Origin of the sequence: Chryseobacterium oranimense, from assembly GCF_900129755.1 — a bacterium.
Taxonomy (GTDB): Bacteria; Bacteroidota; Bacteroidia; order Flavobacteriales; family Weeksellaceae; genus Chryseobacterium; species Chryseobacterium oranimense.
Window position 1 is genome coordinate 13,342 of the sequence record NZ_FQWT01000006.1, and the last position, 15,753, is coordinate 29,094.

Annotated in this window: 19 protein-coding genes; 14 read left to right on the top strand and 5 right to left on the bottom strand. The window is 37.5% G+C overall.

Features of this window, described 5'->3' with window-relative positions:
• Window positions 1-1,014: a UDP-N-acetylmuramate dehydrogenase gene (gene murB, locus BUB03_RS16875; RefSeq protein WP_040998190.1), complete on the top strand. Its 1,014-nt coding sequence runs from the start codon at window positions 1-3 to the stop codon at window positions 1,012-1,014.
• 95 nt (window positions 1,015-1,109) lie between these two features.
• Here the strand turns inward: murB and BUB03_RS16880 are convergent, their stop codons facing one another.
• Both BUB03_RS16880 and BUB03_RS16885 read right to left on the bottom strand, forming a co-directional pair.
• A complete protein-coding gene (locus tag BUB03_RS16880; protein ID WP_139258907.1) occupies window positions 1,110-1,583 on the bottom strand; it encodes a hypothetical protein in 474 nt (157 codons plus the stop codon).
• A gap of 6 nt (window positions 1,584-1,589) precedes the next feature.
• On the bottom strand, window positions 1,590-2,030 hold the full coding sequence (locus tag BUB03_RS16885) for a type VI secretion system amidase effector protein Tae4 (protein ID WP_083538988.1): 441 nt from the start codon (window positions 2,028-2,030) through the stop codon (window positions 1,590-1,592).
• A 145-nt stretch (window positions 2,031-2,175) separates the two neighbouring features.
• Between BUB03_RS16885 and proC the strand changes: the two genes are divergently transcribed.
• From proC to BUB03_RS16900, 3 genes are all read left to right on the top strand, one after another.
• Entirely contained in the window at window positions 2,176-2,979 is an 804-nt protein-coding gene (gene proC, locus BUB03_RS16890) for a pyrroline-5-carboxylate reductase (protein WP_040998194.1), read from the top strand.
• 88 nt (window positions 2,980-3,067) lie between these two features.
• Complete coding sequence (locus BUB03_RS16895) at window positions 3,068-3,580, top strand: hypothetical protein (RefSeq protein WP_139258909.1); 513 nt, start codon at window positions 3,068-3,070, stop codon at window positions 3,578-3,580.
• A complete protein-coding gene (locus BUB03_RS16900) occupies window positions 3,577-4,038 on the top strand; it encodes a hypothetical protein (protein ID WP_073065390.1) in 462 nt (153 codons plus the stop codon). The genes BUB03_RS16895 and BUB03_RS16900 overlap by 4 nt, the downstream gene beginning before the upstream one ends.
• Before the next feature lie 9 nt (window positions 4,039-4,047).
• Here the strand turns inward: BUB03_RS16900 and BUB03_RS16905 are convergent, their stop codons facing one another.
• Window positions 4,048-4,470: a VanZ family protein gene (locus BUB03_RS16905; protein ID WP_073065393.1), complete on the bottom strand. Its 423-nt coding sequence runs from the start codon at window positions 4,468-4,470 to the stop codon at window positions 4,048-4,050.
• A gap of 55 nt (window positions 4,471-4,525) precedes the next feature.
• Here BUB03_RS16905 and lnt point away from each other — a divergent pair, with 55 nt between their 5' ends.
• Window positions 4,526-6,160 (top strand): apolipoprotein N-acyltransferase, encoded by a 1,635-nt coding sequence (gene lnt / locus BUB03_RS16910; protein WP_073065395.1) that lies wholly within the window; start codon window positions 4,526-4,528, stop codon window positions 6,158-6,160.
• Window positions 6,161-6,391: 231 nt separating this feature from the next.
• Here lnt and BUB03_RS16915 read toward each other — a convergent pair whose 3' ends face one another.
• Complete coding sequence (locus BUB03_RS16915; RefSeq protein ID WP_073065398.1) at window positions 6,392-8,104, bottom strand: T9SS type A sorting domain-containing protein; 1,713 nt, start codon at window positions 8,102-8,104, stop codon at window positions 6,392-6,394.
• Between the two features lie 241 nt (window positions 8,105-8,345).
• Between BUB03_RS16915 and rpmB the strand changes: the two genes are divergently transcribed.
• From rpmB to BUB03_RS16945, 6 genes are all read left to right on the top strand, one after another.
• Window positions 8,346-8,588, top strand: a complete 243-nt coding sequence (rpmB, locus tag BUB03_RS16920) for a 50S ribosomal protein L28 (RefSeq protein WP_002976757.1) — start codon at window positions 8,346-8,348, stop codon at window positions 8,586-8,588.
• 6 nt (window positions 8,589-8,594) lie between these two features.
• Window positions 8,595-8,777, top strand: a complete 183-nt coding sequence (gene rpmG, locus BUB03_RS16925) for a 50S ribosomal protein L33 (RefSeq protein ID WP_027379950.1) — start codon at window positions 8,595-8,597, stop codon at window positions 8,775-8,777.
• Window positions 8,778-8,796: 19 nt separating this feature from the next.
• Window positions 8,797-8,946 carry a DUF4295 family protein gene (locus BUB03_RS16930; protein WP_073065401.1) on the top strand — a complete coding sequence of 50 codons (150 nt, stop codon included), beginning with the start codon at window positions 8,797-8,799 and terminating at the stop codon, window positions 8,944-8,946.
• 97 nt (window positions 8,947-9,043) lie between these two features.
• Window positions 9,044-9,511 (top strand): RidA family protein, encoded by a 468-nt coding sequence (locus BUB03_RS16935; protein ID WP_073065404.1) that lies wholly within the window; start codon window positions 9,044-9,046, stop codon window positions 9,509-9,511.
• A 9-nt stretch (window positions 9,512-9,520) separates the two neighbouring features.
• A complete protein-coding gene (gene ftsY, locus BUB03_RS16940) occupies window positions 9,521-10,474 on the top strand; it encodes a signal recognition particle-docking protein FtsY (protein ID WP_040998207.1) in 954 nt (317 codons plus the stop codon).
• A 70-nt stretch (window positions 10,475-10,544) separates the two neighbouring features.
• Window positions 10,545-10,799, top strand: coding sequence for a GlsB/YeaQ/YmgE family stress response membrane protein (locus BUB03_RS16945; RefSeq protein ID WP_040998209.1), 255 nt, complete (start codon window positions 10,545-10,547; stop codon window positions 10,797-10,799).
• A gap of 69 nt (window positions 10,800-10,868) precedes the next feature.
• Here the strand turns inward: BUB03_RS16945 and sppA are convergent, their stop codons facing one another.
• The gene (gene sppA / locus BUB03_RS16950) at window positions 10,869-12,623 is read right to left on the bottom strand and encodes a signal peptide peptidase SppA (RefSeq protein ID WP_073065406.1); all 1,755 of its coding nucleotides are present in this window, start codon (window positions 12,621-12,623) and stop codon (window positions 10,869-10,871) included.
• Between the two features lie 20 nt (window positions 12,624-12,643).
• Between sppA and folK the strand changes: the two genes are divergently transcribed.
• The 3 genes from folK to BUB03_RS16965 are packed head-to-tail and all read left to right on the top strand — an operon-like array spanning window position 12,644 to window position 15,683.
• The gene (gene folK, locus BUB03_RS16955) at window positions 12,644-13,060 is read left to right on the top strand and encodes a 2-amino-4-hydroxy-6-hydroxymethyldihydropteridine diphosphokinase (protein ID WP_040998213.1); all 417 of its coding nucleotides are present in this window, start codon (window positions 12,644-12,646) and stop codon (window positions 13,058-13,060) included.
• A 20-nt stretch (window positions 13,061-13,080) separates the two neighbouring features.
• Entirely contained in the window at window positions 13,081-14,190 is a 1,110-nt protein-coding gene (locus tag BUB03_RS16960; protein ID WP_040998215.1) for a flagellar motor protein MotB, read from the top strand.
• A gap of 56 nt (window positions 14,191-14,246) precedes the next feature.
• The gene (locus BUB03_RS16965; protein WP_073065408.1) at window positions 14,247-15,683 is read left to right on the top strand and encodes an OmpA family protein; all 1,437 of its coding nucleotides are present in this window, start codon (window positions 14,247-14,249) and stop codon (window positions 15,681-15,683) included.
• Window positions 15,684-15,753: the final 70 nt, after the last annotated feature.

The following is a 15,753-nucleotide window of genomic DNA, read 5'->3' on the forward strand; positions in this document are numbered from 1 at the left end:
ATGCAAGAAAATTTTTCCTTAAAGCCCTACAATACTTTTGGTGTTGATGCCAAAGCAAAATATTTTACCGAAGTACAGACCCTTGAAGAGCTCAGGGAGGCAGTAAGATATTCCCGGGACCACCATCTTCAATCCTTATTTTTAGGAGGAGGAAGCAATATTCTTTTAACAAAGGATTTTGACGGACTTGCTATCAAACTCAGCTTAAAAGGAATTTCCGAGGAAGACCTTAATGAAAATGAAGTCCTGGTAACGGCTAAGGCCGGCGAAAACTGGCATGAATTCGTAATGTACACGCTTGAAAAGAACTATGGCGGACTGGAAAATCTTTCCCTGATCCCCGGAAACGTAGGAACGTCACCAATGCAGAATATCGGAGCTTACGGAACAGAAATAAAGGATGTTTTTGTAAGCTGTACGGTTTTGGACATTAAAAATCTTGAGCTTAAAACATTCAGCCTTGAAGAATGTCATTTCGGCTACAGAGATTCTGTTTTCAAGCAGGAGGGAAAAGACAGGTATGTAATCCTGGAAGTCACTTTTAAATTAACAAAGAAAGACCATCACATCAAAACAGAATATGGTGCAATAAAAACCGAATTGGAAAATATGGGAATTACTCATCCCACTATCCAGGATGTTTCCCGGGCGGTCATTAATATCAGACAGAGTAAACTGCCTGACCCAAAAGAAACGGGAAATGCAGGAAGTTTCTTTAAAAACCCTACCATTCCCTTAGCCCAGTTTGAAAACCTGAAGCAGCAATTTGAAAATATTCCAGGCTATCCAAACGGTGACTTTGTAAAAGTTCCCGCCGGATGGCTGATTGAGCAGTGCGGCTGGAAAGGAAAACACATCGGAAATGCAGCCTCACATAAGCTACAGGCACTGGTTATTGTGAATGCTACAGGAAATGCTACAGGAAAAGAAATCTTTGATTTTTCGACGGAGATTATCAATTCCGTAAAAGAGAAATTCGGGATAGAGCTCGAACGGGAAGTTAATATTTTATAATAAAATCATCAGGAAGAGCTTAAGGACAAAGTAGATCTAAAGTTTTAAGCAGTTTTCAAGACTGCACCAGGAAGATCCGATAACGAATGTTATTTTTAATCATGGGCAAAGCCCCAAAAAATTTTCTCATCAGCACCACTATCTGCACAGGTTAAGGAATGAGTTAATGTTCTCGGAGTAATAATAATGCTGTCTTTTTTAAATAATAATCCCTGTAATCCTTTCCCGCAAATTCTGCCGGACCTTTTATCTATATTCCCCAGAATTACCAAAGTATGATCCACTCCTGCATCCGGATAGGGAAAATTTTCAACCTTATTCCCTTCCCGTCTAAGAAAATAGCATGGCGGAGAAATTTTTATATTGCCTGACCCGGATATTTTTGAATTAATCTTTAATTCCGCCTTTCCATTATTATCTATTAATTCCAATAATACCCCATTAATCAATGTGGTATCAGTAACAATTGCAGCATTATTTTCAGTAACCGGCTGACGTAAATTCTCTTTATCTTTTTTGCATGAAAGAACGAGAAATAAAATTGAAACTACCAATAATATATTTTTCATGATCATTTAAATTAAAGGCCAAAACCAGATCTCAGTACCTCTGGACAAATAATCGTAAGCATCACCGCCTTTCAGCTCCATACCGTTCCATACATCGATATGATCTGTAGCGCCCCATCCATCTTTAATGAAGATAATTCCTTTTGCATTTCTAAAGCTTTTATGGCTCATCGTTGGATATTTTTTCCTTTCCAACAATAATCGGTTCCCAAAAATTTCAGAATGTATATTGATCCAGTTAGCAAGCTCCTGTGCACGTAAAATATGCCTGAAGCCATCTTCATGCTTTTCCCAGCATTTCACACCGCCGAAAGACATCAAATCTACTCCTGATTTTTCGAGAGCTACGCTCATACGAATTGCACATTGATTAATATGCTTCGATCTGTCACAAGGAAAAACCCCATTACCCGGGTGATTTTTCCATAAAATATCAAACCTTACCATATCAAAATAGTTTTTCTCTAAATTAGCAAATATTACATTATTCACAACCACGAGAATGTTTTTTAGTATATTCAAAAATAAAAATTACCGGAATACATCCGGAAAAAATAAAAACATTATTTTAGCTAAAAAAAGAACATAAAACATGAAAATCGTTATTCTTGGAGCCGGCAATATGGGCCTTTCTTTTTCCAAATCATTTTTAAAATACGAACTGATCAAACCTGAGAATCTCCATCTGATTACCCGTAACCAGTCTAAAATTTCCAAAATAGCAGAAGAGTTTCCCAAATCCATAATTTCTACTTTTGAAGAAACCAGCGACCTGGATGCGGATCTAATTATTGTAGCAGTAAAGCCTCAGGATTTCCAGCATGTTGCCCAGAATTTCAGGTTTACATTGAAGGAAAACCAAATGGTTCTTTCTATTATGGCCGGAATCAAGATTGAAAAAATTCAGAAATTATTAAATCATCCCCTCGTTGTGAGAGCCATGCCGAACTCTCCTACCCTTTTGGGGATGGGAATCACAGGCTACACGGCAGCAAACGGCATTTCATTCAGCCAGCTGATCAATATTGAGAGACTTCTGAACAGCACAGGAAGATCAGTATACCTTGAAAATGAGGATCTTCTGGATGGGGTTACAGCACTCTCGGGAAGCGGGCCGGCTTATTTCTATTATATTATTGACGCCATGATAAAAGCAGGCGTGGAAATGGGCATAGAAGAAAATCTTTCTCAACTTTTCGTAAAACAAACGATGCTGGGCGCCTATCACCTGATCAATAATTCTGAAAAAAGCCTTGAAGAACTTATTAAAGACGTAGCATCCAAAGGGGGAACCACCGAAGCAGCCTTAAAGACATTTGAAGAGCAGCATTTAAAAGAAATTTTAAAAGGCGGAATTCTGAATGCGGAAAAGCGGGCTAAAGAGCTGAATGGATAATCAGATAAATTATTTTTTTCCCTCAATTAAATAACAGAAAAAAAATATCTATTTTTTTATATATTTACCCTTCAAAAAACACAAAAAAATGAAACTAAAATTTTTACTACTTGCCGTGGTAATACTATTCTTCAATTGTAGTACCGTAAAGATGAACAGCAATGTATCCTCTGATTTTAAAGACTCGAAATTAAACAAAGTACTTGTTATTTTTAATGGCGGGCAATCAAGAAAAATTGAGGACACTTTTATTTCAACAATCAGCGCAGAATTAAATAAACGTACAGTAGAAAATAAGTCATTAGCTATAAGACCTGCTATGCTGAACTATGAAACCGCATTAAAGGAAGCTGAAGAAAAATACAATCCCAACTACATTATGTATATTAATTATATGCAAGTCACTACATGGTCTGACGGAACAGCCTTCGCCACCTATGATGTGAACATCACTGATAAAAAAAATGATTATTCCATATATAAAGCAACTGTAACATTAGGAATCAACATGTTTACAGAAAAAAGCGGAGGCGAAAAGCTGGCTATTAAAATAATCGATGATTTAGCAAAAAATAATCTAATTCCAACAGCACAAAAATGATTTTAAAAAATTTATTTTTAGCTTTTTGTATTTTAGCTTTAACTACCGGCTGCTCAACAAATAATATGTCCCATGCTGTTACTGATACATCCTTTAATGTAAAAAATGCTGATAACGTTCTGATTATCTTTCAAAATATTACATTTCCGGACAAAACAATTAATCAATTAAAACAGCAATTAGATGGTACTTTTAAAAAGCATAATGTTACTTCTTCGAGTATCATCTATTCTGACATGGATAAAGAAAGAGAATATGTACTGGCAAAAGCACTAACCTCATTTCATTCGGATTATATACTGGAAATCAAACATTATTCTACTTCTTATCTTCAATGGAGTTTAATAGATGCCAATACAAAAAAAGAAGTATGGAAATCCTTCACAAGTTATATTACTGATGCAGACAAAATAAATAAAGCTTTTGAAAAGGAATATTTTGGCAAAAATAATCATTAATGTACTGGTCTAAATAAGCAGACTCTTAAATCTTTTTTCAATAAACCCACGAAGCAGCCATCCAAGATAAACCCCAAAAGTATTAAGGATAATATCATCTACCTCAAACATCCCCATTCTGGTAAAATACTGGAGCGCCTCAACGATAATAATGGATGAAACAAAGGTATAGAGTAATGCTTTGAGATCTTTGAGGCCGGGCAATATCCATCCCAGAAATCCAAAGGGCATGAACATTATGATATTACCAAAAACAATGGTTACAATGTATTTCAGTTCAATGGTATTATGGATAAATTTTATAGTGGATAAAACAGGTTCCACAGTGATCTGGTTGTCTTCATACTGAGACCTGTCCATCCCAAAAAACATCAGATAAAGCAAAAACAGCGTATAGGGAACAATAATGATTTTATAAAATTTCTTTAACATGAAGTGCAAATTTATTCATTTAAAAAACATTAAATTTGTATGTTAAATCAAATTAATGAAATACGTTTTACTTACGCTCATTTCAGCGATGCTGCTGTCCATCTCGTGGCCTACTTACGGAGTTCCGTTTTTTATATTTTTTGCCCTTGTTCCTTTACTTATGATGGAGCATGGAATCTCAAAATTTTCCTCTTACAACAGAAAGAGCTGGATGGTTTTCGGGCTGTCCTACCTTTGTTTTGTGATCTGGAACATCGTCACTACAGGATGGCTGTACGGCTCTAAAAACCCGGACGGCAGCCACTCCATGATGGCTGTGGTATTTCCGGTCCTGGTCAATTCTTTTTTATATTCCCTTGTTTTCCAATGCTATCATTGGTACAAGAATGCACAGGGAACGTATTGGGGATTGGGATTTCTGATCGCCATATGGATGAGCTTTGAAAAATTCCACCTGAACTGGGAACTGACATGGCCATGGCTGAATTTAGGAAACGTATTCTCAGAATATCCAAAACTGATCCAGTGGTACGATACTCTTGGAGCTACCGGCGGAAGCTTCTGGATTTTAGTAGTGAATGTTTTGATTTTCTACACTATAAGAACATGGGAAGCAGGCAGGAAACGAAAAGACCTGATCAGGAATACATCAATTGTTGCAGCCTTGATCATTCTTCCGATGATCATTTCATTAATCAAATACAACAGTTTCGATGAAAAACCTTCCGGACAGGTTAATGTCCTGATGCTGCAGCCAGATCTTGATCCCTACGCAGAAAAGTATTCAAAAGACAGTCTTACGATTGAAAATGATCTTTTAACGTTAGCTGAAAACAATTCAAAGGGAAAAATCGATTATTTTATTGCTCCGGAAACTGCCCTTCCCGGAAGAGGATCTATCTCCGAAACCGCTTTTGAAAAGAGCCTGCTTTTAAATAATGTGAAAGGATTTTTGTCCAAACATCCCGGAGCCGTTTTTGCAACAGGAATTTCTTCACACCGTTTCTATAAAAACCAGGAAAATATTCCTAAAGAAGCTTATGAGATTAATCCGGGCCTCTGGGTGGAAAGCTACAATACAGCCATTCAGATTACACCACAGCAACAGGTACAGGTGTATCACAAAGGAAAACTTGTTCCCGGAGTTGAGATCTTCCCATACATGAGCGTCCTGAAACCCCTTTTAGGTGATGCCATGCTGAATCTGGGCGGAACCGTTGCCTCGTTAGGAATAGACAAGGAAAGAAAATCCTTTGCCAACCCTTACAACAAAGGCAGAATGGCACCTATCATCTGCTATGAAAGCATTTATGGAGAATTCACAACGGATTATGTAAAAAAAGGAGCCAATTTCTTAGGCATTATGACGAATGATTCATGGTGGGGCGTCACGGAAGGACACAAGCAGCTTCTTTCTTATGCAAAACTAAGGGCTATTGAAACGAGGAGAGAAATTGCACGGGCTGCCAACAGCGGAATCTCGGCTCATATTAATGCAAAAGGAGAAGTGGTAGCCGATACCTTCTATGGTGATAAAACAACCTTATTTGCTAAAGTGAATCTTTACGAAACCAAGACTTTCTACACGAGAGCCGGGGATTTACTATCAAGGTTTTCCATTTTTTCACTGGGCTTCCTGCTGTTTTATTTCCTTATTGAAAAATTTAAGAACAGGACGAAAAAGGCTTAGTTTTTTTAACACAAATGCCACTAATCATTTGCACAAATAAACACAACAAATGTACTTGAGCAAAAAGCTGTATGACTGATTAAACGGCGGAAACCCCTTCCCTGGAGAGATTGCGAAAATTCAAAGAATTTTTGACGGGTTAGCTCAAAACAATTCTCATTAAAAAAACCACAATAAAAAGGAAAAGCCAGCTGGACGTCTGGCTTTTCTTACTAATAGAACTCTTCAGTTTTATTTAATGATGAGCTTCCGGATGGTTATTTCGTTTTTTATTTTCAGTTTTAAAAGATAAGCTCCTCTTATAAGATGAGATATATTGATGGACTGGTCATTATTTAAAACCACATTCTGCTTCCTGCCATCCATAGAATACAGTTCAACATCAGAAACTCTTTCCCCTCCGATAAATACCTTATCTGATGCAGGATTCGGATATACCGAAATTGGATTACTTTTAACTGCATCACGCGTTCCCAATGAACATTGAGCAGAGGCATCAGAAAAAACTTTTGAAGCATCTATTGATCTTACGCTCCAATATACATTCTGAACAGAAGGATCCAGATCCAGGAACCAGGAAGGGGCGGTCACTATATATTTTGCAATATTGGCAGCTCCGGGTGTAGACCCTACTTTGATTTCGTACCGGAGAGCATTTGTCGGGGTTTTATCGTCCGATGCCCCGCTCCATGAGAAATTAAAGCGGTTTCCGGTCTTTGTTAAATTAAGGACTGCAGGAGGCAAAGGCTTCAGATTAACTTCAGTTGAAGTATTTTTGAAGATTTTGGTAAGTGAAGGCATGCCCGGATCTGCCCAATCAAATCCGGACAATAGAACATCCAGACGGTTGTCATTGTCAAAGTCAAGTAAATTCACGAAGCCCGGACCTCCTAAAGCATGCAGTCCTGTAGGTATGCTTTCAATAAAACCCTGTGCTGAAGGACTGTACAGAAAAGCCTTTACAACAGCATTGGTATTTTCATCATTCCCGGAAACCATAAAATCATAGTATCCGTCATTATTCACATCACCTGTCACTACAGATGAATCTGCAATCTCAGGAATATTTATTTTTTGTTCGGTTAGATTTCCTGTTCCGTCATTCATCAGCACTGCCAGATAGCCATTATAATCAGCATCCTGACCGGAAATTACCACATCCTGGAAACCATCAGCATTGAAATCTGCAAAATCCATTTTACCACCTGCAAGAGCTGTAAAGTCCTGGGAAAACACAAGGGCTCCTGACTGGTTCAGATAAACCTTAAAGGAGGGATTATCCCCTTGTTCCATTCCTAAAATCACAAGATCAAGAAGATGATCGTTATTAAGATCGATGAATTTAAAACTTCCATTCTGCGTTCCCGGCTGCCAGGCTTTGAAAATTTCAAAATCAGTTCCGGTATTCCTGTAAAAATCCAGATGATTCAGAAAACCGGCACCTTCCACATACTGAGTTCCGTTGATGGAATAATCCATTTTACCGTCATTATTGAAATCAAAAGCTTCCAGAGAACCATAGACTTTCCCTTCCAGTTCTGCTTCTTTCGTAAAAGCCGTTCCTGTATTACGGAACCTGTAATGTTTGTAATTGACTACATCATTATAACTCAATCCTGTAGAAATAATATCAAGAAGCCCGTCATTATCAAAATCCATGAATTTTATATCTCCAAGATGTGTTGCATCCACTCCAAGATCGCCATACGGCATCAGTGAAACTCCATTATTTTTGTACACTTCGTTGAAAGATGTATCTACGTTTCCGTCATGATCACTATCAATAGCTCCGTTAATCACTATATCCGGCTTTCCATCCCCGTCCATATCTGCTGTATCCGCGGCTCCGTAATAGTAATTTTTCATACCTGTCTGGATTTCAATGTAGTCCTGTGCCATAAGCCCAACGGGAAGCATAGATAAAAAAATACAGATCCTCTTCATATTATTTTTATTTAGATTAATTAAAAACAAAGATAGGGTATTCGGATTTGCTTTTTCCGGAAAGCTGACATGAAATATATCAGTCACTTGGTTTAGGCTGTATTGGGGATAATTTTATTTTAAAAATCATGATTATTAATCAGCCAGTTATTTGTAAATATTTTCCAAAAGATTTGTCTATCTAAAAATTTCTTCGTTATTTTGCACTCTCAAATATTTATACAAATAAGAACATCGAGATATGTCAAGAATTTGCCAAATAACAGGAAAGCGTGCAATGGTTGGTAACAACGTTTCTCACGCTAATAACAAAACGAAGCGTCGTTTTGAAATTAACTTATTAGAGAAGAAGTTTTACCTTCCGGAGCAAGATAAGCACGTTACACTGAAAGTATCAGCTCATGGATTGAGAGTGATTAACAAGATTGGAATCGAGGAAGCTATTGAAAGAGCTACTAGAAACGGATTGATTAAAAAGAATTAATAAATCATGGCAAAAAAAGGAAACAGAGTTCAAGTAATCCTTGAATGTACAGAGCACAAAGAGAGCGGTATGCCAGGAATGTCAAGATACATTTCTACTAAAAATAAAAAGAACACTACTGAAAGATTGGAATTGAAAAAATACAATCCTGTTCTTAAGAAAGTTACAGTTCACAAAGAAATCAAGTAATTTATAAATATAATTTACCATGGCAAAGAAAGTAGTAGCAACCCTACAAACCGGGTCAAAAAAAATGACCAAAGTTGTGAAAATGGTTAAGTCATCCAAGTCAGGTGCTTACGTTTTCGAAGAAAAAGTAATGAATGCAGACGAAGTAGAAGGTTATTTGAAGAAATAATCTCCACTTTATTTACAATATAAAAAACTACTCAGATTTTGGGTAGTTTTTTTGTTATCTTTGTTCACCAGATTATTAATCAATTAAATAATATCCTATGAAAAAGATTTTTATTCTGGTTTTCACAGAAATTTTTCTATTTTCATTCGGTCAGAAAAAGATGAACAATGTAGAATATAAAAGCTCCGCAGAAGTTTTTACCATTAAAGGACTTTCGCAATCGACAAGCATTGACTGCGGAACTTCCAGAATGATCCTTCTCTCCGGACAGGTTCCATTGGATGCTGCAGGTAATCTTATAGGAAACGATGTTGAGAAACAAACTCAGCAGGTTTTTAAAAACATCGAGTACATCCTGAAAGAATATGGAGCTACAGGAAAAGACATCGTAAAGCTTGGAATTTTCATCACCGATATTTCCAAAACACCAGACTTTAGAAAAATCCGTGACTTATATATCAACCTTCAAAATCCTCCTGTGAGCACACTTGTGGAAGTGAGCCGTCTTTTCAGAGATGACGTACTTATAGAAGTAGAGGCCACGGCAGTTATAAAAAACAAATAAGAATAAACTATGAGTTGGTTTAAAAATATTTTCAAAAAAGAAGAAAAAGAAACTTTAGACAAGGGCCTGGAAAAATCCAGCCAGGGTTTCTTTGAAAAAATGACGAAGGCCGTAGTCGGTAAAAGCAAAGTAGATGATGAAGTTCTGGATGATCTTGAAGAAATACTGATTGCGTCTGATGTAGGAGCTTCCACAACCATTAAAATCATAGAAAGGATTGAAGAACGTGTTGCCCGCGATAAATATGTAGGCGTAGGTGAACTTGATGCTATTCTGCGTGAAGAAATTTCAGGACTACTCCTGGAAAACCCTCATGCCGGAACAGGAAATATAGATACTTCTAAAAAGCCGTATGTCATCATGGTAGTTGGAGTGAACGGTGTAGGAAAAACGACCACAATCGGGAAGCTGGCTCATCAGTTTAAATCCGAAGGCAAAAAAGTTGTCCTTGGCGCTGCAGATACCTTCAGAGCAGCTGCAGTAGACCAGCTGACGATCTGGAGCCAAAGAGTGGGTGTTCCTATCGTTAAACAGGATATGGGATCAGATCCTGCCTCTGTAGCTTTTGATACGGTACAGAGTGCCGTGGCGCAAGGTGCAGATGTGGTGATCATTGACACTGCGGGAAGGCTTCACAATAAGATCAACCTGATGAATGAGCTTTCCAAGATCAAAAGAGTAATGCAGAAGGTAATTCCTGATGCCCCTCATGAAATCCTTTTGGTTCTTGACGGATCTACCGGACAGAATGCATTTGAGCAGGCCAAACAGTTCACAGCAGCCACAGAAGTAAACGCATTGGCAGTAACAAAACTTGACGGAACAGCCAAAGGCGGTGTCGTTATAGGTATATCCGATCAGTTCCAGATTCCGGTAAAATATATAGGGGTAGGCGAAAAGATGCAGGACCTTCAATTGTTTAATGGTACAGAATTTGTAGACTCTTTTTTCAAGAAAAGATGATTTTTATCATATTTATCTTTAAATTAGTATATCAAATTCACACATTATTAACAATTAAAAATTTAGGACTATGGGAATTTTAACTTGGATCATATTTGGTCTTATCGCAGGGGCAATTGCAAAACTTATTATGCCGGGAACACAAGGCGGCGGATGGTTAATGACTATTATTTTAGGTATTGTTGGAGCATTCGTAGGAGGATTTATAGGCAGCTTTTTGGGATGGGGAACTACAGATAGTTTCGATTTCAGAAGTATGCTGTTAGCTGTCGGAGGATCGTTAATCGTTCTCTGGATCTACGGAATGGCCACAAGGAAAGGCTAAAAGCAGATAAAAAATAAAACCCCGGAACTGAAATTCAGTTCCGGGGTTTTTTGTACAATATAATTTAGTTTAGTTGATCTTGATCTGGTAAGGCATTTCCATTTTCACCTCAGACTGCAGCTTCTGATCTGTAATCTGCTGAAGGATATCATAGTTGGCTTTGCCTATTTTGTTTTTAATGATTCTTGCAGAGATATCATCTTCGTTCAGATCTTTGAAAATCTGCTCAAACTGAGTCATTCTTTTTGGATAAGAAGATACATGATAAGATTTTAATCCTGCTTTCTGAGCTGCAAATTTAACAGCATCATTCAACGTTCCCAACTCATCTACGAGACCGATCTGTTTGGCACGAACTCCACTCCATACTCTTCCCCCTCCTACACTGTCGATCTGCTCGAAAGTCTGTTTTCTGTTCTGGGTAACGAAATGCACAAATCTTTTATAGGTTCCTTCCACGCTTCTGGTAATCAGGTTTACTCCGTAAGGGGTAACACCATTCAAGGCAGAATAATATTGCGAATTAGCATTGGTTGCAACAATATCGGAACGGATACCGTTTTTGTTTGCAAGATCTTTATAATAAGGAATTACTCCGAAAACCCCGATAGATCCTGTCAGCGTATTAGGCTCAGAGTAAATTTTGTCAGCAGCCATAGCAATATAATAACCTCCTGAAGCTGCATAGTCACCGAAAGAAACAACCAAAGGCTTTTTCTTTTTCAACTGCTGTAATTCAAATAAAATTTCATCTGAAGCATTGGCACTTCCCCCCGGAGAATTAATCCTGAAAACAACAGCTTTCACTTTATCATCATTCTGAAGATCCTTGATATATTTAATATATTTTTCAGAATAGATCTCATTGTAACCATCACCATTATTAATTCCGCCTGAAGCATACAATACGGCTACTTTTTCCCCTGACTTATCTTCGTCCGCATAGGATTTGATATATCCTGCTAAAGATACTTTATTCAGCTTTTCTTTTTCTTTAAGGCTAAGTTTAGTCTTTAACATCTGATCGTACTCTGTTTTCTGGATCAGCTTATCGGCAAGCTTATATTTCAGTCCTAATTCAGGAATCATTCCGTACAGGCTGTCGACAACCATTTTAAACTGTGCTGTATCAATTTTTCTTGAAACAGCCATTTTCGTTGAAGTATTTTTCCAGATATCGTTTAAAAGAGTGCTCAGCTGTTCTTTATTTTCCGGAGAAATATCATTCCTTAAAAAAGGCTCAACAGCCGATTTAAACTTCCCGTGGCGGATCACTTCGATACCTATGCCATATTTATCAGCAAAATCTTTAAAGAATGCCACTTCAGTAGCCAACCCTTTTAGTTCTATCATTCCTGAAGGGTTAAGATAATACTGATCGGCAACAGATCCCAAATAATAGGAAGCCTGCGAAACAGCATTTCCATAAGCATATACAAATTTCCCGCTCTTTTTAAAATCTTCAATTGCATTTCTGATATCATCAATCTGGGTCATTCCTGCATGGAAGTCATCCGCTTCAATACTTATACCTTTAATATGATCATCCGTTTTAGCTTTTTTAATAGCTTCCAGTACATCATACAGCAAAACACTTTTTTGTTTCTCGCTGATGTTGAACAATCCCATCTCCTCTTCGGTAGGGCTATCTATTATATTGGTTTTTAAGTTAATCGTAAGAACAGAATTATTTTTCACCACAACAGATTTGTCATTTCCCATAGAACTGAACACAAGCATCATAATGAAAAAGACGAAAAATAAGGCACATAATAGGACAATTGCCACTATATTTGCCAAGACGTTTTTGAAGAAACTTCTCATAAATCAATCAATTTTCCAATATGTCGCAACATAAGGTAGTTTTGTTACTAGGAAGTAACCTGGGAGATCAAAAAAAAAATATAGAAGTAGCCTTACAGAAAATCAGTGAGGGCGGGAATCACATTTCACAAATAAGCGAATTTTTAATTACCGAACCTGTAGAATTTGTCAGTTCCAATATTTTTTGTAATATTGCATCAGAAATATTCACTCATTTATCGCCTATTCAACTCCTTGATTTTATTAAAAATATAGAAGTGGAGATGGGAAGAACCAAGGATTCAACTGCATCGGGCGGCTATAGTGACAGAATAATAGATATAGATATCATTAAATATAACGATCTGCAGTTCAGATCAGAAAGATTAGAAATACCTCATTATAAACATTTGTTTGAAAGAGAGTTTTCTAAAATATTATTGAAAGATTTTATCTAAGTAAAACATAAAAAACATATATGAAATTAGGTTTATTATTATTGGCCACACTACCTATCGCGGCTTATGCCCAGGATAGTACCACAGTAAACTCTTCTAGCGAGTACCCTAATACCTTTTCTTCAGGTTCTGCTAATGTACAGCGTTTCGACAACAAAGCCAGACGTTTTAACGACTGGTCTATTTCCGTTGGTGGAGGTGCTGCATTCATGGTGCACTCTGATCTGAGATCTTTTTATGACAAAAAAGTAAATTGGGGATATAATGCTTACGTGAGTGTTGATAAGCAGATCACGCATACTTTTGGATTAAGCCTTATCTACCAGAGAGGTGAAACAAAGCAGAAAGCGATGTTAGGAGGTGCAGCTGGTGCTGCGGCTGGTGTAGGTACAGCAACTACTAAATTTAACCAACTTGCTTTGATGGGAGATATTAACTTTTCTAATTTATTAAGAAGAGTAGATAATCATTCTCCTTACAGATGGGCATTACATGGTTATGCAGGTATCGGGATTCAGAACTATAACACTTCTCTGCATGATGGGAACGAATACAGATGGAGTGATAACCCAAAGAGAGTTCCTCTATTCATCGATCAGAAATTTGATATTAACTCAATCTACTATCAGTTCGGTACCGGATTGAAATACAAAGTATCAAAACTTATTGATATCGAAGCAAGAGCAATGTACATCATAAGTGGAGATGATGAATTTGACGGAGGCGGATGGGCTGGCCCTAATGACTATGATCCTGCAACTCCAGGTTCAAAGTATAATATGATCAGTGATTCCAGATCAGATAATGCATTGTCGGTAACTTTAGGAGTTTCTTTCAAATTAGGAAACAAACTATCTCACCTGGCATGGCATGATCCTCTTCAGGAAGCATACTACAGAACCAGCGTACTGGAAAATGCAGCTACAGATCTTGTAGTATGTGAAAAAGGTGACGCAGATAATGACGGCGTATGCGATGACTGGGACAGACAGCTTGATACTCCGGCAGGAGCAAGAGTTGATGGTGCCGGTGTAGCTTTGGATATGGACCTTGACGGAGTGATAGATCTATACGATAAGTGTGTAACAGTTCCGGGACCTGTTGAAAACAACGGATGCCCTACAAAATAAAACAAACTGTTTTTATACAATAAAATCATTTAATTAACTAAATAAAAAAATACACTATGAAATTAAGTTTAGCAATTGTAGCCTTAGCAATGGCAATTCCAGCCGTAAGCTACGCACAAGACTCAACAGCAGTTTCAAATGGAGAATATCCAAATACATTTTCTTCTGGTTCTGCCAATGTATCTCCGTTTACCAATCAATCAAAAAGATTTAACGACTGGTCTATTTCAGTTGGTGCAGGTGTGCCATTGGTACAGTCTGCAGATTTAACATCTATTAAAAATGGTAACGGTAAAAACCTTTTCGGATACTCAGCTTATGTAAGTATTGATAAAGCGATCACTCATGCGTTCGGTTTAAAATTACAATACGACAGAGGTGAAACGAGACAAGGATGGTTCAACACTAAAGATGCTGCTCCTGATGCAACAGCTGTAGGTGCAAGAACTCAGTATGATGCGATCTCTTTATTAGGAGATATCAACTTCTCTAATCTATTAAGAAGAGTTGACAATCATTCTCCTTTCAGATGGGCACTTCACGGATATGCAGGTATAGGTACTATCGCTTACAGAGCTTATCAGAAAGATATCAACGGACAAAGACTGGCTACGGAAATTAAACCTTTCAAACTAGGTTCAATGTTTATGCAGGCTGGTGCCGGTTTAAAATACAAAATCAACAGAAGATTAGATCTTGAAGGTAGATTAATGTATGTAGTAACAGGTGATGATGAGTTCGACGGTGGAGGTGACAAATACAGCGCAATCAACAAGCGTGAAGAGCAGGTATCTGACAACTTCTTTAATGCAACTTTAGGTCTTACATTGAAATTAGGAAAACACGAATCTCACCTAATGTGGCATGATCCGCTTCAGGAAATCTATTACAAGCTGGATGTTTTGGCTAACAAAAACCAAGATATCGAAGTATGTAAAAAAGGAGATGCTGATAATGACGGAGTTTGTGACGATTGGGACAGACAGCTTGATACTCCTGCCGGTGCAAGAGTGGATGGTGCTGGTGTTGCTCTTGATACTGACCTTGACGGTGTAATTGACCTTTACGATAAGTGTGTAACTGTTCCTGGACCAGTTGAAAACAACGGATGTCCTACAACTACTGCAGGACCTGTAGTAGAAACAGAAACAAAACTTGAAGGAATTGAGTTTGATTTAAATTCTGACAGAATTTTACCTTCAAACACTCCAATCCTGAATAATGCTGTTTCTTACATCAACTCTTCAAACGGAGCTTATAATGTAATCGGAGCTACAGATACAAGAGCTTCTGATGCTTACAACCAAAAACTATCTGAAAGAAGAGCAAATAGCGTTAAAAACTATCTGATCAAAAACGGAGTAGAATCTTCTAAATTAAACGCAATCGGTAGAGGTGAAAAAGATCTTAAATACCCTGAGTGTGATCCGGCTACTAAATGTCCTGAATGGAAAAACAGAGCTAACAGAAGAGTATATTTCGAAGCTAAATAATAAACTTTTTAGAAATATATCAAAGCCGTGCAATGCACGGCTTTTTTTGTTGTAATACTTTTATTATTTT